This is a genomic window from Achromobacter sp. (genome assembly GCF_050285585.1).
In the GTDB taxonomy this organism is placed as follows: domain Bacteria; phylum Pseudomonadota; class Gammaproteobacteria; order Burkholderiales; family Burkholderiaceae_B; genus Achromobacter.
On record NZ_JBLZXF010000023.1, the window covers coordinates 1 to 19385 of the forward strand.

Consider the following 19385-nt stretch of genomic DNA (forward strand, 5'->3'; position numbering starts at 1 on the left):
GCCGATGATAGTGGACGGACGTCTGTGAAAGTAGGTCATCGTCAGGCTTTTATTCCGCAAAACCCCACAGGTAACCCCTGTGGGGTTTTGTCTTTGGGGCTGCCGCACTGCGCGGGCAGCCCGTGCCCATGAAAAAACCCCTCGCCGGAACTGCCGCGAGGGGTTTTTGTTTTTGCTCCTACGAATAGCCGCCGACTGGCCCGGGCCGTCGCCTACTGCGGCATGTATTGCTGCCGGTCGATCCCGTGGCGCTGCAGTTTGTCGTAGAAGGTCTTGCGGGGAATGCCCAACGATTCGAGCGTGGCCTTGACGTCGCCTTGGTGCGCTTCGAGGGCTTCCCGGATGAGCTGCGCTTCGAAACGTTCCATTCTCTCGGGCAGGCTTTGCGTCGCGCCTGCCGCCGCGGGCACTTCGGGCGCCGGGCCGTTCAGCACGCCCAGCACTACACGTTCGGCGAAATGCGCAAGCTCGCGCACGTTGCCGGGCCAATCATGCGTCATTACGTATTGCTTGATGGATGCAGGCATTTCGGGAATGTCGCGTTGGAAGCGGCGCGATGCGTGGCCCAGGTAATGGGCGAACAGCAGAGGAATATCTTCCCGGCGTTCGCGCAGGGGCGGTATGCGGATCGTGACCACGTTGAGCCGGTAGAACAGGTCTTCGCGGAACTTGGCCCGTATCGCGGGGCTGCCCAGGTCTTCCTTGGTCGCGGCGACCACGCGCAGATCCAGGTTGCGGACGTCGTTGCTGCCCAGGGGGGTGATCTGGCGCGATTCCAGAACGCGCAATAGCTTCACCTGGATGGGCAGAGGCATGCTTTCTATCTCATCCAGGAAGAGGGTGCCGCCGCTGGCATGCTCGATGCGCCCGATGCGCTTTTTCTGCGCACCGGTGAATGCGCCGGCTTCGTGGCCGAAGAGCTCGCTTTCGATGACGCTTTCCGGCAGCGCGCCGCAGTTGATCGCGACCAGCGGGCGGTCGCGGCGGCGGCTCAGGCGATGCAGCGCGGTCGCTACGACCTCCTTGCCGGTTCCGGTTTCGCCTTCGACCAGCACGTCCACGTCGGCGTCCGCGATGTGGCGCAAGGTCTGCTTGATGCGTTGCATGGCCGGTGTAGCGCCGATGAACGGAACTTCGTCCGCCTCGACGGCGAAAGCGGCTTCCCGCAAGCGGCGGTTCTCCAGCACGAGATGGCGCTTTTCCGCCGCGTGGGTGATTGCCGTGATCAGCCTGTCGGCCGCATAGGGTTTGGCCAGGAAATCGTAGGCGCCATCGTGCATGCATTGCACGGCGGTCGCGATGTCGCCGTGGCCGGTAATGAAGATGACGGGAATGTCGGGATCGATATCGCGCACGCGGCGAAAGAGCTGCAGGCCATCGATGTCGGGCATGCGGATGTCGCTCACGACCACCCCGTCGAACGCGCGCGTCAGGGCGGGCAGCGCCGCGCGCGCGCTGGCATGGGCCTCGACGGAAATGCCGTGCAGCTTGAGCGTCTGGGCATTGGCGCGGCGCAGTTCATCGTCATCGTCGATGAACAGGGCGTGGGGCCGGAAAGGCTGGCGGAGATCGTCGTCGGGCGGCGCCGGCGGGGAGAGGGGTAGTTCAGGGGCTTGGGTCATGAGGGGGGCTCGAAGCGATGTCCCGGCCGGGCGCCTTGCGCAGGCTCAGGATGAAGACGGCTCCGCTCTCCGGCGCTTGCGGGGCGGAAGCGAGGTCGGCGGGGCCGGCCACGTCCAGTTCGCCGCCGAACTCGGCGACGATGTCGCGACAGATGACCAGGCCCAGTCCCAGGCCTTCCGGCTTGGTCGTATGGAAAGGGGTGAACAGGCGGGCCCGGGCCTGCGCGGACAGGCCCGGGCCGTTGTCGCTGACCAGAATCCTGACGGTGGCGCCGAGGTCCTGCTGCGTGACCGCGATGCGCCCGTCCTGCCGGCCCTCCAGGGCTTCCAGCGCGTTCTGCAGCAGATTGACCAGCACCTGTTCGAGCGGAATGCGATTGGCCTGCACCAGGTAGTTCTGCGCTTCAGGGGGCCGGTGCAATACGACGCCCTGGCGCCGGGCCCTGGGGCCCACCAGCAACAGCGCGCCTTCCAGGCAGTCCTTCAGGCTGGTCGGCCCTACCGAGGCGCCGGCCTTGCGCGAAAAGGCGCGGAGTTCCCCGGTGATGTGGCCGATGCGTTCGGTCAGCGCGGCGATGGCGCCCAGGTTTTCCTGCGCGGAGCCGTCGTCGTGCCGCCGCAGGAATTCGGCCGCGTTGTCGGCGTAGGCGCGTATCGCGGCCACGGGTTGGTTGATCTCGTGGGCGACGCCGGCCGCGACCTGGCCCAGCAGGGCGAGCTTGCTGGCCTGGACCAGTTCCTCCTGCATGGTGTGCAGGCGCGCGGCGGTGCGCTGGCGTTCGTCCATTTCGTCGACGAGCTGTTCGTTCACGCTGAGCAGCTGGGAAGTGCGTTCATCGACCAGGGCCGTCAACTGCTCGTGTATGGCCGCCTGCTGTTGCGCGCGTTCGCGCTGGCGATGGCGGCGCAGCAGAACGATGCCGACGATCGCGGCAAGCGCGCTCTGAGCCAGCAGGGCGCCCAACTGCGCGTTGGCCGTCGCCTGACTGATGGCCTGCTGCACGGGCGATAACAGGTGCAGCGTCCAGCCGGGGGATTCGACGATGGGCAGTGTCGTGTGCAAAAGCGGCGCGGAAGCCGGAACATGAGGCAACGCCGTGTCGGGGCGGACCAGTTGACCGGTGCTGACTGCCAGCAATGGCGGTTGCAGGGGCAGGGGCTGGAAGGGGGCATCCCCGAATTGCAGGCTGGTGCGCAGCGTCTGCGCCAGATCCGGAGGCAATGGCGCCAGCACGTCGAAGCGCCAGTCGGAGAGGCTGCCCAGCAACACCACGCCGTGTTCGTCGGTAACGAATATGGGAGCGTTGGACTGGCGCCAGTCGGCCTCCAGTTCGCGGAAATCCACTTTCAGCACAACCACGCCCAGCATTGCGCCGTCGACGTCGTCGACCCGCCGCGCGAGGTACAGGCCTGCCTCGTGGCTGATGGTGCCCAGCGCGAAGTGCTCGGCCGAGCCCCGCGTGACCGATCCCTGGAAGTACGGGCGGAATTGGTAGTCCACCCCGACGAAGGTGGCGGGCTCCCGCCAGTTGCTGGCGGCGATCGCGAGGCCCTTCTTGTCCAGCACGTAGATCGCGGATGCGCCGACGCCGCGGCTGAGGGCGTCTAGCTTTTCGTCCAGCGAGGCGATCAGGCCCGGCGTGGGGGTTTGCAACGCCGCGCGCACGTCGACGTCGCGGGTGAGCACGAAGGGCAGCGCCCTGAATTTGTCGAGATTGTTGCGCAGCAGGGCGGCGTTCACCTGGGCTGCGCTGCGCGCTTGCGTCGCCGCATCCTTCAGGGCGCCGTCACGCGCCCAGAGGGTCGCGGCGTGCAGGATGCCCGCCACGATGCCCACGCAGAGCAGGACTCCCGCCGCGCGCCACGGCCAGCCGAGCCTGCGCCACATGGAACCGGGCGAGGGCGGGGATTCCCGCAGCGGGGCGGCCGGGGACGGGGAAGAAACGGGGCGGGGCATGATGTGTGCGGGTTTTCGCACATTCTATATCTTTTTTGTGCGGAATTTCGCCTTCTTGGCCTGGGGTGGGTCTTGGGGGGAGACGAAAACTCCTTACCAATCAATGGCTTGCATTTGGGTTTCAAAAACCCGGGCGTCTGGCACACCTCTTGCATAAGCAAGGGCAAGCCGCGCGGCGCCTCTGCGCGGTGACACTGGCCTGCGGCGCGCCGCGGGCCATAAAACAGATAACGCCCCGTCGCCCGCCGCGCAATGCCGCCCGGAGCAAGGGGCCTTGGTGGGGACAAAACCCAATGATCGACGTGGATCAAGTCGCGCCCGCGCGCAAGCTCAAGTTCTATCAAATCCTTTATGTGCAGGTGATTTTCGCCATCGTTGTCGGGGTGATCCTCGGCGCGCTGAAGCCAGAGCTCGGCCAACAGATGCAGCCGCTGGGCGATGCCTTCATCAAACTGGTGAAAATGATCATCGCTCCGGTGATCTTCCTGACCGTGGCCACCGGCATTGCCGCGATGAGCGACCTGAAGAAGGTCGGCCGCGTGGCGGGCAAGGCCATGCTGTACTTCCTGGCCTTTTCCACGCTTGCGCTGATCGTGGGCATGATCGTCAGCCATATCGTCCAGCCTGGCTCGGGCATGCACATCGATCCCAGCACCCTGGACCAGAAGGCGGTGTCGGGCTATGTGGCCAAGGCGCATGACTCGACCATCACCGGCTTCCTGATGAACGTGATCCCCACGACCATCTTCAGTCCGTTCGTCGGCGGCGATATTCTGCAGGTGCTGTTCGTGGCGGTGCTGTTCGGGATCTCGCTTGCCATGGTGGGCGAGCGCGGCAAGCCGATACTGACGTTCATGACGGCGCTGGCCCAGCCGGTCTTCAGACTCGTCGCCATCCTGATGAAGGCCGCGCCCATCGGCGCCTTCGGCGCCATGGCGTTCACCATCGGCAAGTACGGCATCAAATCCATCGTCAATCTCGCCATGCTGGTGGGCACGTTTTACGCGACGTCCGTGCTGTTCGTGGTCGTCGTGCTGGGGCTGGTCGCCCGCTACAACGGCTTTTCCATCCTGAAACTGGTGCGCTATATCCGCGAGGAATTGCTGCTGGTGCTGGGCACGAGTTCCTCGGAGGCGGCGCTGCCCACCTTGATGCAAAAGATGGAGCGCGCGGGATGCTCGAAGTCGGTCGTGGGGCTGGTGGTTCCCACCGGCTACTCGTTCAATCTGGACGGCACCAACATTTACATGACGATGGCCGCGCTGTTCATCGCGCAGGCTTGCGATATCCCGCTCTCGCTGGGCGACCAGATCCTGCTGCTGCTGGTTGCGATGCTGAGCTCCAAGGGCGCCGCGGGTGTGACGGGCGCAGGTTTCATCACGCTGGCCGCCACGCTGTCGGTGGTGCCCTCCGTGCCGGTCGCCGGCATGGCGCTGATCCTGGGCGTGGACCGCTTCATGTCGGAATGCCGCGCGCTGACCAACCTGGTCGGCAACGCGACCGCCGCGGTGGTCGTGGCCCGCTGGGAAGGCGAGTTGGACAAGGAGCAGCTGCACGCCGCGCTGGAAGGCGAGGTCCAGGCGCCTGCGCCGGCGGCGCAGGCGCCCGCCGCCGAAGCGCCGGTCATCCTGGGAGAACCCCTGCGCCAGGCCTGAGGGCGCGCGCATGAAAAAACCCGCGGCCGTATGCGGTCCGCGGGTTTTTTTCGTCGGGCCGTGTCAGGGTGTCCGGATCCCCGCTGCGCGCAGCAGATTGGCGGTTTCGAACACGGGCAAGCCCATCACGCCGGTGTAGCTGCCGGCGATGCGCGAAATAAAGGTGCCGGCGAGGCCCTGGATCCCATACGCGCCGGCCTTGCCGAAGGGCTCGCCGCTGTCGCAATAGCGGCCGATCTCGTCGTCGGCCAGTTCGCGCATGCGGACTTCGGTAATGGAAACGTCTTCGAGCAGGCGGTCGCCGGTCCAGACCGCGACGGCGGTGCGCACTTCGTGCGCCGCGCCGGACAGCGCACGCAGGATCCGCATGGCGTCGTCCCGGTCAGCGGGCTTGCCCAGCACCTGGCCTGCCAGGATCACCGTCGTATCGGCCGCCAGCAGCGGCAGGCGCGGCAGGCCGCGCTCGTGCATCCAGTCGCGGCCGCGCAGGGCCTTGTCGCGGGCCGTGCGCAGGACGTAGTCGGCGGCGCTCTCGCCCGGGTGCTGGGGCTCGTCCTCGCCGGGAGGGGCGGGCACGAGCAGCACTTCGTGGGACAGGCCGATCTGCGTCAGCAGTTCGCGCCGCCTCGGGCTGGCCGAGGCAAGGTAGAGGCGAGCGGGAGAGGCTTGGGTGGCGGCGGTGTCGGTCATGCGGGAGTGGGAGGGGCGCCAGCGCGGCCGGCTAGGCGCGATGATAGGGATGGTTGGTCATGATGGCCCAGGCGCGGTAGAGCTGTTCGGCCAGCACCACGCGGACCATGGGATGCGGCAGGGTAAGGGAAGACAGGCGCAACTGCCCGCTGCACGAGGCTTTCAGGCCGGCGTCCAGGCCGTCGGGGCCGCCGACCAGGAAGGCGACGTCCTGGCCGCCCGCCCGCCATTGCTCAAGCTTCTGCGACAGCGCCATGGTGGTGAGATCGCGGCCGCGCTCGTCCAGCGCCAGGCGCAGCGCGTTGGCAGGCAGCGCGGCTTCGATGCGCTTGGCTTCCGCCGCCATCATCTGCGCGGGCGTCTTGCCGGTAGTGCGGGGTTCGGGCTTGATCTCGCGCAGTTCCAGCGCGCAATCGGCCGGCAGGCGTTTGGCGTAGTCGTCCCAGGCGGTCTGCACCCAATCCGGCATCCGCGTGCCCACGGCAACGACGATGAGCTTCACGGCGGGCTCAGTAATCCGTGCCGTCGTAGGCGGTGTCGCCGCCGATTGGCGCGGGGCGGGTGGATTCGGGCAGGAGCTTCACGCGCACCGGCTTGTCGCCCCAGATTTCTTCCAGGTTGTAGTACTGGCGGATGGCGGGCTGCATGATGTGCACGACCACGTCGCCCAGGTCGACGACGACCCATTCGCCGGTGTCCTCGCCTTCGATGGTGATCCCGGAAAGGTTGAGCGCGCGCCCGCGGTCAGCCACGCTGGAGGCCAGGGCGCGGGTTTGCCGGTTGGAAGTGGCGCTCGCAATCACGACGCGATCGAACAGGCTGGTCAGATGCGTGGTGTTGAAAACCTTGATGTCTTGCGCCTTGACGTCTTCGAGGGCGTCGATGACGGCGCGTTGGAGTTTTTGTATATCCATAATTGCAAATATAACCCGCGCGCGGTCAGCAGGATGCTGGCTCCGAGGCGTTTTCGGCGCCCGGCGGGTGGGGTTATCGATAAAGATGGTGCGCCGCAATGTACGCGGCGACGGGAGCGGCAAGCAGGCCCTCGGCGGACTCGCCCCGCGCCAGGCGCTGGCGTATCTCGGACGCCGACACCGGCATGGGGGCAAAAGGCAGTTCCTGGAGTTCGCGGCCCAGCGCGCGCAGATGTTCGGCAAGTTCCGGCGGGGCGCTTAGCGGGGTGCCGGGGCGGGTGGCGACGGCCAGGTCCACCAGGCTGGCGATTTGCCGCCAATCGCGCCAGGTGCAGAAATTGGCGAGCTGGTCGGCGCCCAGCAACCAGACGTAGCGCGCGTCCTGGGGCAGGGCGCGCAGCGTGTCTATCGTGTAGGTGGCGCCGCCGCGCTCGATTTCGATCGGATTGAGGGCCAGGCCCGCGTGGCCGGCGATCGCCAACTGCAGCATGTCGCGGCGTTGCTCCGCGGTGGCGTGCAGCGCCGCGCGCTGCCAGGGATTGGCCGCCGGGATCAGTTGCACTTCATCCAGGCCCAGGGCCTGCAACGCGGTCTGCGCGAGCGCGATGTGCGCGACGTGGACGGGGTCGAAGCTGCCGCCCAGGAGCCCGATGCGCTTCAAACCCAGTCCCGCGGTTTGAGGTAGGCGGCCAGTTCGGCCTCGGGCGTGCCGGCTTCAGGATGCCAGTCGTAGCGCCATTGCGCCATCGGAGGCATGGAAAGCAGGATCGACTCGGTGCGCCCGCCGGACTGCAGCCCGAACAGCGTGCCGCGGTCGAACACCAGGTTGAATTCGACATAGCGGCCGCGGCGATAGGCCTGGAAATCGCGCTCGCGCTGGCCGTAGGGCATGCCGCGGCGGCGTTCCACGATCGGCATGTAGCCGCCGAGGAAGGCGTCGCCGACCGAGCGGGTCAGGCCGAACGAAGCGTCGAAGCCAGGGGCGTTCAGATCATCGAAGAAGATGCCGCCGATGCCGCGGGTTTCGTTGCGGTGCTTGAGGAAAAAATACTCGTCGCACCAGCGCTTGTAGCGCGGGTAGTAGTCGGCCCCGTGGCCGGCCAGGGCGTCCCGGCACACGGTGTGGAAGTGGCGGGCGTCTTCCTCGAAGGGATAGTAGGGCGTCAGGTCGAGGCCGCCGCCAAACCAGAAGACGTCGGCTTCGTCGTGGCCGGGGCGGGCGGCCGCGATGAACATGCGCACGTTCATGTGCGTCGTGGGCACGTAGGGGTTGCGCGGATGCAGCACCATGGACACGCCCATGGCCTCCCAGGAGCGGCCGGCAAGCTCCGGCCGGTGCGCGCTGGCCGAGGGCGGCAGCTTGGATCCCTTGACGTGGCTGAACAGCACGCCCGCCCGTTCGAACAGTTCGCCGCCTTCCTGCAGCCGCGACAGGCCGCCTCCGCCTTCGGGGCGCACCCATTCATCGGCGCGGAAGGCGGAGCCCTCCGCGTCTTCCAGGGCGCCGACGATGCGGGCCTGCAAACCGGTGAGGTAGTCCCTGACTGCGGAAACGGGCAAGGCGGTCATTGGCGGTCCGGCTAGGCGTTGGACTTGGATTTCTGCTGCGAGGGCTTGAGCGCGCGCCAGCCGATATCGCTACGGTACTGGCGGCCGTCGAAATGGATGCCGTCGATCGCTTCGTAGACGCGGTCGCGGGCCATCTTGACCGAGTCACCCAGGGCCGTGACGCACAGCACGCGGCCGCCGGAGGTCTTGGTTTCGTCGCCGTCGATCTTGGTGGCCGCGTGGAACACCATGCAGTCCTCGGCGTCGGCGGGCAGGCCGCGGATGACGTCGCCGGTGCGGGGCGTGTTCGGGTAGTTGTGCGCGGCCAGCACCGCGCCCAGCGCGGTGCGGCGGTCCCAGGTGATGTCGGCCTGGTCGAGCGTGCCTTCGACGGCGTGTTCCAGGGCGTCCAGCAGGTCGCTCTTCACGCGCATCATGATGGGCTGCGTTTCCGGATCGCCCATGCGGCAGTTGAATTCCAGGGTCTTGATCTCGCGGTCGGGATCGTCGCCGGGGGCGATCATCAGGCCGGCGTACAGGAAGCCGGTGTACGGGATGCCGTCGCGCGCCATGCCCTGCACGGTGGGCAGGATGATTTCGCGCATGATGCGATGGTGCAGTTCCGGGGTGACGATGGGCGCGGGCGAATAGGCGCCCATGCCGCCCGTGTTGGGCCCCTGGTCGCCGTCCTGCAGGCGCTTGTGGTCCTGGCTGGTGGCCAGGGCCAGCACGTTGCGGCCGTCGCACATGACGATGAAGCTGGCTTCCTCGCCCACCAGGCATTCCTCGATGACGACACGGGCGCCGGCCGCGCCCATGGAGCCATCGCCCAGCATGGCGTCGACCGCGGCATGCGCCTCTTCCAGCGTCGCCGCGACCACGACGCCCTTGCCCGCGGCCAGGCCATCGGCCTTGATCACGATGGGAGCGCCTTCCTGGTCTATATAGGCGTGCGCCTTGGCCGGATCGGTGAAGGTTTCGTAGCGGGCGGTGGGGATGTGGTGCCGGACCATGAAGGCCTTGGCGTAGTCCTTGGAGCTTTCCAGCTGCGCGGCGGCCTTGGTCGGGCCGAAGATCTTGAGCCCGCGGGCGCGGAAGACGTCCACGACGCCCGCGGCCAGCGGCGCTTCCGGGCCGACGACGGTCAGGGCGACGCCTTCGCGCTGCACGAAATCCGCCAGTTCCTCGGCATTGGTGAGCGGGATGTTCTCCATCTGCTCGGCGCGCTGCGTGCCGCCGTTGCCCGGGGCGACATACACCTTGTGTACGCGCGGGGAGCGGGCCAGCCGCCAGGCGAGGGCATGTTCGCGGCCGCCCGAGCCAATTACCAGGAGTTTCATGTTGGGTGATTCTGAAGGTTGCCACTCGGGGCCGGGATGGCCTGGCCCCGATTTACACCCCGGCGCCCAGGCGCCGGGGCAGGAGGATTTACTGCGCTTCGTCGAAAACGACGGTCGTATAGACTTCCTGCACGTCGTCCAGGCCTTCCAGGGCGTCGAGCAGTTTCTGCATCTTGACGGCGTCTTCGCCGGCCAGTTCGGTTTCGTTCAAGGCCTTCATCACGATGCCGTCGACTTCGGCCTTCAGGCCGGCGTCGTCGAAGGCGCGGCGCACCGCGGCGTAGTCGGCCGGCGAGCATACGACTTCGATCACGCCTTCCTCGTCGGTCGTCACGTCTTCGGCGCCGGCCTCGAGGGCGGCCTCCATGACCTTGTCTTCCGACGTGCCGGGCGCGAACACGAATTGGCCGCAATGCTTGAACATGAAGGCCACCGAGCCTTCCTGGCCCAGGTTGCCGCCGTTCTTGGCGAAGGCGTGGCGCACTTCGGCCACGGTGCGGGTGCGGTTGTCGGTCATGCAGTCGACGATCACCGCCGCGCCGCCGATGCCGTAGCCTTCGTAGCGGACTTCCTCGTAGGCGTCGCCGTCGGCGCCGCCCGCGCCACGCTGGATGGCGCGCTGGATGTTGTCCTTGGGCATGTTGGCGTCGGTGGCCTTGTCCCAGGCCATGCGCAAGCGCGGGTTGCTGTCCGGGTCGGGGCCGCCGGCGCGCGCCGCCACGGTGATTTCACGAATGATCTTGGTCCAGAGCTTTCCGCGCTTGGCGTCTTGGCGCCCTTTGCGGTGCTGAATATTGGCCCATTTGCTGTGTCCGGCCATGGCTTCCCAGGAGAAATTGTCTGCAAAAGCGGCATTTTACCGTGACGGCGGGCCATGCGTCCGGGCAGGCTCCGTATGTGTCCTTCTTGCCACGCGCACAATCGGGGCGGCAGGCTCTACACTTGGGCATCCATTCGATTCCCTGGTCCGGAGAGCTGCACATGCCCAACCCCATCGTCATCGCCAAGAATGCACAGACCGAGTTGGCCCTGCTGCCCGCCCTGGCCAACCGGCACGGGTGCATCACCGGGGCCACTGGCACCGGCAAAACCGTCACGCTGCAGGTCCTGGCCGAGTCTTTTTCCCGTATCGGCACCCCGGTGTTCATGGCCGACGTCAAGGGCGACCTGACGGGTATTTCCCAGGCAGGGGCGGCCAGCCCGAAGCTGCTGGAGCGGCTGAAGAACCTGGGCCTGGACGAGCCGGCCTGGGCCGCCAGCCCGGTAACGCTCTGGGACGTGTTCGGCGAGCAGGGCCTGCCGGTGCGCGCCACCGTGTCGGACATGGGGCCCTTGCTGCTTTCCCGCATCCTGGAACTGAACGACACCCAGGAAGGCGTGCTGACCCTGGTGTTCAAGGTGGCGGACGACGAAGGGCAGTTGCTGCTGGACCTGAAGGATCTGCGCGCCATGCTCCAGAACGTCGCCGACCGGGCGGCGGAACTGAAGACCCGCTACGGCAACGTCTCGTCGGCCAGCATTGGCGCCATCCAGCGCGGCCTGCTCGCCCTGGAGTCCCAGGGAGCGGAAACGTTCTTCGGCGAACCCATGCTGGACGTGGCCGACCTGATGCGCACCGATGCCCAGGGCCGCGGCATGGTCAACGTGCTGGCCGCCGACAAGCTGATGCAGGCGCCGCGCCTGTACGCGATTTTCCTGCTCTGGCTGCTGGCGGACCTCTACGAGAAGCTGCCCGAGGTGGGCGACATGGACCAGCCCAAGCTGGTGTTCTTTTTCGATGAGGCCCACCTGCTGTTCAACGACGCCCCGCCCGCGCTGCTGAACAAGATAGAGCAGGTGGTGCGGCTGGTCCGTTCCAAAGGCGTGGGCGTCTATTTCGTGACGCAGAATCCGCTGGACATTCCCGATACCGTACTGGGGCAGCTCGGCAACCGCGTCCAGCACGCGCTCAGGGCGTTCACGCCGCGCGACCAGAAGGCCGTGAAGACGGCGGCCCAGACCATGCGGCCCAATCCTGGCCTGGACATCGAGGCGGCCATTACCGAACTGGGCGTGGGCGAAGCCCTGGTATCGTTGCTGGACGCCAAGGGCCGGCCCATGCCCACCGAGCGTGCCTACATCCTGCCGCCGGCCAGCCGGATCGGCCCGGCGACGGACGCCGAGCGGCAGTCCCTGCGCCAGGGCAATCCGCTGGCCTCCAAATACGAAAAGACCATCGACCGGGAATCGGCCTACGAGGTGCTGGCGGGGCGCGCGGCCCGGCCGGCGGATCCGGCGGGGGCGGCGAAGGACGCGCCCGGCCAGCCAGCGGGCCAGCCGGCAGACAATGGCGGCGGGGGGCTGATGGACAGCCTGAACGAAGTCCTGTTCGGTTCGACCGGGCCGCGCGGCGGCAAGCGCGACGGCGTCGTGCAGACCATGGCCAAGAGCACGGTCCGCTCCATCGCGCGCGAACTGACCCGTGGAATATTGGGCTCCCTGCTGGGATCGAAGGGCCGGCGCTGAGCAGGTTCAGGCCAATCCGATGGAGAAGGGCGCGCCGTTGTTACATGACAGAATTGCTGGTAACGATGGGCGTTCAGATCGTATATATTTGTAAGATGAGGTGTTGTGCACGGCCCGTTTATGCCTATGATTTCGGGTTGTGCATCCCCAGAGAAAAAGAGGAAGACGCGTGGCGAAAAAGCATAAGATTGCAGTAATTCCCGGGGACGGGATCGGCAAGGAAGTGGTCCCGGAGGGCTTGAAAGTGCTGGACGCGGTCGCGGCGCGATTCGGCATCGATTTCCAGTGGGACCATTTCGATTGGAGTTGCGACTATTACGCCAAGCACGGCAAGATGATGCCGGACGACTGGCAGGCGCAGATCGGTAAGCACGAGGCCATTTTCTTCGGCGCGATCGGCTGGCCCGCCACCGTGCCCGACCACGAGGCGCTCTGGGGCTCGCTGTTCAAGTTCCGCCGTGAATTCGATCAGTACATCAATCTGCGCCCCGTTCGCCTGATGCCCGGCGTGCCGTCGCCCCTCAAGGACCGCAAGCCCGGCGAAATCGATTTCTTCATCGTGCGCGAGAATACCGAAGGCGAGTATTCCAATAGCGGCGGGCGCCTGTTTGCCGGCACCGAGCGCGAGGTGGTCATCCAGGAGAGCGTGTTCACCCGCATCGGCGCGGACCGAGTCCTCAAGTTCGCGTTCGAGCTGGCGCAGAAGCGCGGCAAGCACCTGACCGCGGCCACCAAGTCGAACGGCATTTCCATTTCTATGCCATGGTGGGACGAGCGCGTGGCGGACATGGCGGGGAACTATCCCGACGTACGCTGGGACAAATACCACATCGATATCCTTTGCGCGCACTTCGTGCAGCATCCCGATTGGTTCGATGTGGTGGTGGCCTCCAATCTGTTCGGCGACATCCTGTCCGATCTGGGGCCCGCCTGCACGGGGACGATCGGCATCGCGCCTTCGGCGAACCTGAACCCGGACCGCAAGTTTCCGTCCCTGTTCGAGCCGGTGCACGGGTCCGCGCCGGATATCTACGGCAAGGGCATCGCCAATCCGATCGGCCAGATCTGGAGCGGCGCCTTGATGCTCGATTTCCTGGGCTATCCCGACGCGTCGGCCGCCGTCGTGAAAGCCATCGAAACGGTGTTGGCGGAAGGCCCGCGCACGAGGGACATGCAGGGCAACGCCTCCACCTCCGATGTCGGCAGCGCGATCGCGTCGTTGATTGCGGCCGGCTAAGGCAATTCTCGGTTAAGGCCTGTCAGGCTAGTAGATGGAAGATTCAGCTTTTTCCTCCCCCGTCGCCCAAGTGGGCGGCGGACGGGCCGATCGTTTTGTGCGCAAGCTCTTCCGCTTGTTGCGATCGCGCACGCAGAGGCACAACCAGCACTTGTGGCCCTTCGTCAGGATCTGGCGGGACCGCTCGGGCGCAATTTGCGGATTTCGCGCATTCGGCCGTTCGCTGCCGATCACGCCGCTGGAAGAGGGCTACGATCCGGCCGACGAAGAGGTGCACCTGATCCTGAGCGGCCCGTCGGTCGCCCAGATCCCCTACGACCGCCTCGACATCCGCGTGGCGATGGGCGTCAATGGCGCGATCGCGCTGGCCCGCAAATTCGACCTGCCGTTCAAGTACTACTGCATCATCGACCAGAATTTCGTCAGGGACCGCATCGACCTGGTGCGGGAGATCGTCTCGCGCGACTTGACCCTGTACGTCCTGCCGGAAGTGCTGCGCTACATCATGCAGGGCATCCCGCAGGAGTTCATCCGCTGCCGCATCTGCATCATCGAGCTGATTTCCGAACGCGCCTATCAGCGCAGCGTGGCGCCGGCCGTCCTCAAGCGCATGGCGGCGGCGACGCCGGACGTGAAGCTGCTGGATGCCAAGCAGGGCCTGGGATACAGCTTCGACGTGGCGCTGGGCGTGTTCGACGCCGACACCGTGGCCTATGCGGCCCTGCAGGTGCTGGTATCGGGCGGGGCCCGCAACGTGTACGTGCATGGGCTGGACCTGACGCTGCAGAACGGCCTGCGCTTCTATGACGAAGGGCCGACTCCCCAGGCCAGCAGGCTGGCGCGCAATTTCTCGCAACTGATCGAGCCGTCCTTCCGGTTCGCCGCCGCGCAATGGCGCACCCGTGGCGTGTCCGTTTTCAATCTGTCGCCCATCAGCGCGCTGTCGGCCGACATCATCGAGCGCCTGGATTGGCAGGTGCTGCTGAAGGAATAGGAAGAGGATCCGCCGCCGGACGCCAGGCGCGCAACGCGCCCGGCGCCCGCCGGGCGTGTCAGTGCGCGCCGGCAGCCGCCTCGGCCGCTCCGCCGCCGCCCGCCTTGGCCGACCTGGGGCGGGCGAACCACACCAGACCCGTCAGCGCCAGGAAGATGATGGCGGAGGCGTAGAACACGTCTACCGCCGACATGGTGAAGGCCTGGCCGTTGATCATGGCGTCCACCGTGCTCAAGGCCTGCTGGTGCGTCATGCCCACCCCGTTCTGCAGCGTGTTGATCGTGTGGTCGAACGCCTGCTGCCCGGGCTTGGCCGCTTCGGTCAACTGGGCGTGGTGCATGGTGGCCCGGTTTTCCCAGAGGGTGGTGGCGATCGACGTGCCGAAGGCGCCCGCCGTCAGGCGCAGGAAGTTGGACAGGCCGGAGGCGGCGGGAATGCGCCACGGCTCGATGCTGGCGAGCGTGATCGAGGTCAGCGGCACGAAAAACGCCGCCATGGCCGCGCCCTGGATGATGGTCGGGATCATCAGCGTGCGCACGTCGGTCTGCGTATTGAAGCCCGACCGCATGAAGCACACCACGGCGAAGATCAGGAACGCCACCGTTACGAGCTGCCGCGGGTCGCGCGTGGCCAGCATCTTGCCCACGATGGGCGTCAGCAGGATCGCCAGCAGGCCGACCGGCGCGGTCACCAGGCCGGCGTACGTGGCCGTATAACCCATATTGCTCTGCAGCCAGAGGGGCAGCAACACGACGTTGCCGAAGAAAACGCCATAGGCTACCGCCAGCGTCAGCGCGCCGACCGTGAAGTTGCGTATCTTGAACAGGCGCAGGTCCACCACGGGATGGGCGTCGGTCAGTTCCCAGATCAGGAAGAAGACGAATGCCACGAAGGCGGTCGCCGCCAGCGCGATGATGGTGGGGCTGGCGAACCAGTCCAGCTCCTTGCCCTTGTCCAGCATGATCTGCAGCGCGCCTACCCAGACCACCAGCAGCGCGAGGCCGACCTTGTCGATCGGCAGTTTGCGCGTCACCGATTCCCGGTCGCCGTAGATGCGCCAGCTGATCCATGCGGCTAGCAGGCCCACCGGCACGTTGATGTAGAAGATCCAGGGCCAGGTGTAGTTGTCGGAGATCCACCCGCCTAGCAGGGGGCCGGCGACCGGCGCGACCAGCGTGGTCATGGACCACACCGCCAGCGCCATGCCCGCCTTGGACTTGGGGAAGCTGGCCAGCATCAGCGCCTGCGACAGCGGGATCATCGGGCCGGCGACCGCGCCTTGCAGCACGCGGAAGGCAATCAGCGCCTCCAGCGATGGCGAGAAGCCGCACAGCCACGACGCCAGCACGAACAGCAGCGTCGATACCAGGAACAGGCGCACCTGCCCGAAGCGCTGCGTCAGCCAGCCCGTGAGCGGCACCGTGATCGCGTTGGCGACGGCAAAGGAAGTGATGACCCAGGTGCCCTGGCTGGTGCTGACGCCGAGGTCGCCCGAAATCGTCGGAATGGACACGTTCGCGATCGAGGTGTCCAGCACGTTCATGAAGACCGCCGTTGACAGCGCGACGGAACCAATGATGCGCGTCGCGCCTTCCAGGGGCGGGTGGGTGCCCGGCGGCCGGGAGGGTTGGGAGGGCGCTCCCGCGGCCGCGGGCTGGGCGGTTGCGTTCATGATGCGAGATTGGCTTGGATGATCTTGGCGATCATGGCGTCGACTTCGTCATGGGCGGGCTCGAAGGCGCGCGTCGACCAGGCCGGTTCCTTGCGCTCGGCCTGCGTCAGCGGCTCGCCTTCCTGCTTGCCCACGTCGACTTCCACGTCCATCGACAGGCCGACGCGCAGCGGATGCTTCTTCAGGTCCTCGGGATCCAGCGCGATGCGCACCGGCACGCGCTGCACCACCTTGATCCAGTTGCCGGTGGCGTTCTGGGCGGGCAGCAGCGCGAAGGCGCTGCCCGTGCCGGCGTCCAGCCCGGCGATGGTGCCGTGATAGGTCACGGAGCTTCCGTACAGGTCGGCCACCAGCGTGGCGGGCTGCCCGATGCGCATCTTGCGCAACTGGCCTTCCTTGAAGTTCGCTTCCACCCAGACCTGGTCCAGCGGCACCACCGTCATGAGGGCGGAGCCGGGAGCGACGCGTTGGCCGACTTGCACGCTGCGCCGGGCGACGACGCCGCCCACGGGGGCGGGCAGCACGGTGCGAGACTGCGCAAGCCAGGCGTTGCGCAAGCCCGCCGCCGCCTGCCGCACGTCGGGATGGTCGGCCACCGTGGTGCCCTGGGTCAGCGCCTGGTTCGTGGCCAGCTTGGCGCGCGAGGCCGCGAGCGCGGCGCGGGCCTGGGCGAGGCCCGATTGGGCCGATTTCAGCGCGGCTTCGGCATGCAGGATTTCTTCGCCGCTGACGCCGCCGGACTTGGCCAGCTGCTGGCGGCGGTTGACGTCGCTTTGCGCGCGGGTCAGCTCGGCCTGCGCGCGCAGGATGTCGGCGTTGCGCAGGTCGACGTCGGCGGCCAGGGCATCGTTCTGGACATAGATCGTCCGCACCTGGCGGACCGTCTGCGCGAGCTTGGCCTGGGCCTGTTGCAGCGCCACGTCGGTGTCGGCGGGGTCCAGGCGCACCAGCGGCTGGCCGGCCGTGACGGTTTCGGTGTCGTCGGCCTCGATGGCGACGACCGTGCCGGGCACCTGGGGCGTGATCTGCACGAGGTTGCCGTGCACGTAGGCGTCGTCGGTGCTTTCGAAGTGGGCGCCGAACAAGGCCCACCAGATGCCGTAGGCGATCGCGACAAGAATGAAGGCTCCGGTGGCCAGCAGCAGCAGGCGTTTGCGGGCGGGGTTGGTGGCGGGGGTGGCAGCGTTCATGACGTCTGAATCCGGGGATCGTTCAATGGGGGGAGTTCGTGGCGGGCTCGGACCCGGCTGCGGGGGGGGCATAACCGCCGCCCAGTGCGTTCGCCAGGCTGGCGTCGAGCTGATAGGCGCGGATGCGCAGATCGGTGTCGAGGCGGGCCTGGGTCAGCACGCCGGTTTGCGCGATGAGCACGGAGATGTAGTTGCCCATGCCGGCCCTGTAGCGCTTGACGGCCAGTTCATAGGCCGCGTCGATCGCTTCGCGGGCCTGGCGCTGCTGGGCCTTTTCCTGGTCCAGCAGGCGCAGGCCGTCGAGCGCATCGGCCACCTGGCGCACGGCGTCCAGCACGGTCTGGTTGTAGTCCGATACCGCGAGGTCCGCGTCGGCACGGCGGCCCGCCAGATTGGCGTTCAGCTCGCCGCCATGGAAGATCGGCAGCGTGATGGCCGGGCCAACGCCGGCCATGCGGGCGTCGGCGCCCAGCAGATTGCCGGTGCCCATGGCCTGGAAGCCGGCGAACGCCACCAGGTTCACGTTGGGGTAGAACTCGGCCTTGGCGCTGTCGATCGCGTGACGGGCCGCCTCGGCGCGCCACTTCGCGGCGGCCACGTCGGGACGGTGGCCCAGCAGCTCCAGCGGCACGCTGGCGGGCACGCCACCGGCCGGCGCGGTCAACGCCACCGGCTCGAGGGACTGCCCGCGCTGCGGCCCGGCGCCGGCCAGCGCGGCAACCTGGTTGCGCAATTGCGCCAGCGTGGTTTCGGTCTGGGTCAGTTCCACCTTGCCGGCGGCCAGCGACGATTCCGCCTGCTTGACCTCGACCTGGGTGTCCAGCCCGGCCTTGTAGCGGCCCTGGGTCAGCGACAGCACTTCAGCGCGCTGGGCCAGCACCCGGTTCAGGACGTCGCGCTGGGCGAAGGCGTTCTGCAGGTTCAGATAGGCGCGCACCGTGGCGCTGGCCAGCAGATTGCGGGCCGCTTGCGCATCGGCCGCGGCCGCCTGCTGTTCAGACACCGCCGATTTCAGGCGCGAGCGGTTCTTGCCCCAGAAATCCAGCTCGTAGCTGAAGTCCAGGGCCAGCCGGTTGTCGCTGACGACCGAGCCGCCCATCGGGGCGGGGTAGACGTAGTCCTTGGACAGGTGCTCGCGGGTCAGCGAATAGTTGGCGTCCACGCGCGGCAGCAGGGGCGCGCGGGCGGAGCTGACCGCGGCGTTGGCCCTGGCCAGGCGGGCCTGGGCGGCGCTCATCGAGGGGTTGTTCGCCAGGGCCTCGTCCAGCAGGGCGTTGAGTTGCGCATCGCCGTAGCGCTGCCACCATTGCGTGGTGGGCCAGGCGGTATCCTGGCCGGTCAACCCTAGCTTGGACGCATTCAGCGCCGCCACGGGTTCCGGCCCGGGCTCCATCAGCGCGCAACCGCTCAGGGCCAGCACCAATACGGTAGAAAGAAGGCGTTTCATCCTGACTGTTTGCTGAAAGTAATTGATTAATCTGTATTTGCCTAGGCAATTATTATGCCAAATAAAACCCCATCGGATGGGATGGGGCCGGTGAAAGCGCGTATCAGCCGGAGCCGTTGGCAAGCATGCGGCGCAGGAGGTGCATGAGCTGCGAGACCTCGTCGGTCGAGAATCCACGCAGGTGATGGTTCAGCGAGCGGGCGATATTGGCCGGGATTTCGCGCGCCTTCGCCTCGCCCAGTTCGGTGAGTTCGATCTTGACCACGCGGCGGTCTTCCTTGCTGCGGCTTCGCCGCAGCAAGCCCTTGGCCTCCAGCCGGTCCAGCGCGCGGGTCATGGCTCCCGTGTCCATGCCGTTCAGCCGGGCCAGCTCGGCCGGCGTATCGGCGCGGCCGAGAAAGACCATGGCGATGGGGCGCCATTGCATGGCGGTGAGGTCCAGCGGGGCCATTTCCTGGTCCAGCATCCGGTTCAGGGAGTTGTAGACCTGCTTGATGAGGAAGCCGGCGTTGTCTTCCATCATGCAGCGGGCGTCGCTGCGGTAATGGACGGGCGTATCGGGCGTATCGGGCGTAGAGGGGGGAGGCGCAGCATTCATGCGCCGAATTTTACTG

The 19385-nt window shown here is 66.9% G+C and carries 17 protein-coding genes; 4 read left to right on the top strand and 13 right to left on the bottom strand.

Annotated elements, in window-relative coordinates:
- Positions 1-212 precede the first annotated feature (212 nt).
- On the bottom strand, positions 213-1622 hold the full coding sequence (locus tag ACN6PJ_RS23080) for a sigma-54-dependent transcriptional regulator (RefSeq protein ID WP_427998126.1): 1410 nt from the start codon (positions 1620-1622) through the stop codon (positions 213-215).
- Positions 1606-3579, bottom strand: coding sequence for a sensor histidine kinase (locus tag ACN6PJ_RS23085; RefSeq protein WP_427998127.1), 1974 nt, complete (start codon positions 3577-3579; stop codon positions 1606-1608). Before ACN6PJ_RS23085 ends, ACN6PJ_RS23080 begins: the two co-directional genes overlap by 17 nt.
- A gap of 293 nt (positions 3580-3872) precedes the next feature.
- On the opposite strand from ACN6PJ_RS23085, the gene ACN6PJ_RS23090 reads away from it, so the two are divergent.
- A complete protein-coding gene (locus ACN6PJ_RS23090) occupies positions 3873-5234 on the top strand; it encodes a dicarboxylate/amino acid:cation symporter (protein ID WP_427998128.1) in 1362 nt (453 codons plus the stop codon).
- Between the two features lie 63 nt (positions 5235-5297).
- Here ACN6PJ_RS23090 and ACN6PJ_RS23095 read toward each other — a convergent pair whose 3' ends face one another.
- From ACN6PJ_RS23095 to ACN6PJ_RS23125, 7 genes are all read right to left on the bottom strand, one after another.
- The gene (locus ACN6PJ_RS23095) at positions 5298-5924 is read right to left on the bottom strand and encodes a Maf family protein (RefSeq protein WP_427998129.1); all 627 of its coding nucleotides are present in this window, start codon (positions 5922-5924) and stop codon (positions 5298-5300) included.
- 31 nt (positions 5925-5955) lie between these two features.
- On the bottom strand, positions 5956-6426 hold the full coding sequence (rlmH, locus tag ACN6PJ_RS23100) for a 23S rRNA (pseudouridine(1915)-N(3))-methyltransferase RlmH (RefSeq protein ID WP_427998130.1): 471 nt from the start codon (positions 6424-6426) through the stop codon (positions 5956-5958).
- A 7-nt stretch (positions 6427-6433) separates the two neighbouring features.
- A complete protein-coding gene (rsfS, locus tag ACN6PJ_RS23105) occupies positions 6434-6838 on the bottom strand; it encodes a ribosome silencing factor (RefSeq protein WP_427998131.1) in 405 nt (134 codons plus the stop codon).
- Between the two features lie 73 nt (positions 6839-6911).
- A complete protein-coding gene (gene nadD, locus ACN6PJ_RS23110; RefSeq protein ID WP_427998132.1) occupies positions 6912-7499 on the bottom strand; it encodes a nicotinate (nicotinamide) nucleotide adenylyltransferase in 588 nt (195 codons plus the stop codon).
- Positions 7496-8407, bottom strand: a complete 912-nt coding sequence (hemF, locus tag ACN6PJ_RS23115; RefSeq protein WP_427998133.1) for an oxygen-dependent coproporphyrinogen oxidase — start codon at positions 8405-8407, stop codon at positions 7496-7498. Before hemF ends, nadD begins: the two co-directional genes overlap by 4 nt.
- A gap of 11 nt (positions 8408-8418) precedes the next feature.
- On the bottom strand, positions 8419-9726 hold the full coding sequence (purD, locus tag ACN6PJ_RS23120) for a phosphoribosylamine--glycine ligase (RefSeq protein ID WP_427998134.1): 1308 nt from the start codon (positions 9724-9726) through the stop codon (positions 8419-8421).
- Positions 9727-9814: 88 nt separating this feature from the next.
- Positions 9815-10546 carry a YebC/PmpR family DNA-binding transcriptional regulator gene (locus ACN6PJ_RS23125; protein WP_043541385.1) on the bottom strand — a complete coding sequence of 244 codons (732 nt, stop codon included), beginning with the start codon at positions 10544-10546 and terminating at the stop codon, positions 9815-9817.
- A gap of 161 nt (positions 10547-10707) precedes the next feature.
- On the opposite strand from ACN6PJ_RS23125, the gene ACN6PJ_RS23130 reads away from it, so the two are divergent.
- The 3 genes from ACN6PJ_RS23130 to ACN6PJ_RS23140 all read left to right on the top strand — a co-directional run bounded on the left by ACN6PJ_RS23130 (position 10708) and on the right by ACN6PJ_RS23140 (position 14462).
- The gene (locus ACN6PJ_RS23130) at positions 10708-12231 is read left to right on the top strand and encodes a helicase HerA-like C-terminal domain-containing protein (protein ID WP_427998135.1); all 1524 of its coding nucleotides are present in this window, start codon (positions 10708-10710) and stop codon (positions 12229-12231) included.
- A 169-nt stretch (positions 12232-12400) separates the two neighbouring features.
- Positions 12401-13468 (top strand): tartrate dehydrogenase, encoded by a 1068-nt coding sequence (locus ACN6PJ_RS23135; protein WP_427998136.1) that lies wholly within the window; start codon positions 12401-12403, stop codon positions 13466-13468.
- 34 nt (positions 13469-13502) lie between these two features.
- The gene (locus tag ACN6PJ_RS23140) at positions 13503-14462 is read left to right on the top strand and encodes a hypothetical protein (RefSeq protein ID WP_427998137.1); all 960 of its coding nucleotides are present in this window, start codon (positions 13503-13505) and stop codon (positions 14460-14462) included.
- 58 nt (positions 14463-14520) lie between these two features.
- Here the strand turns inward: ACN6PJ_RS23140 and ACN6PJ_RS23145 are convergent, their stop codons facing one another.
- The 4 genes from ACN6PJ_RS23145 to ACN6PJ_RS23160 all read right to left on the bottom strand — a co-directional run bounded on the left by ACN6PJ_RS23145 (position 14521) and on the right by ACN6PJ_RS23160 (position 19369).
- Positions 14521-16134: a DHA2 family efflux MFS transporter permease subunit gene (locus tag ACN6PJ_RS23145; protein WP_427998138.1), complete on the bottom strand. Its 1614-nt coding sequence runs from the start codon at positions 16132-16134 to the stop codon at positions 14521-14523.
- Complete coding sequence (locus ACN6PJ_RS23150) at positions 16131-17324, bottom strand: HlyD family efflux transporter periplasmic adaptor subunit (protein WP_427998139.1); 1194 nt, start codon at positions 17322-17324, stop codon at positions 16131-16133. The genes ACN6PJ_RS23145 and ACN6PJ_RS23150 overlap by 4 nt, the downstream gene beginning before the upstream one ends.
- Positions 17325-17346: 22 nt before the next feature.
- Entirely contained in the window at positions 17347-18771 is a 1425-nt protein-coding gene (locus tag ACN6PJ_RS23155) for an efflux transporter outer membrane subunit (protein WP_427998140.1), read from the bottom strand.
- Between the two features lie 103 nt (positions 18772-18874).
- Entirely contained in the window at positions 18875-19369 is a 495-nt protein-coding gene (locus tag ACN6PJ_RS23160; RefSeq protein WP_427998141.1) for a MarR family winged helix-turn-helix transcriptional regulator, read from the bottom strand.
- Positions 19370-19385: the final 16 nt, after the last annotated feature.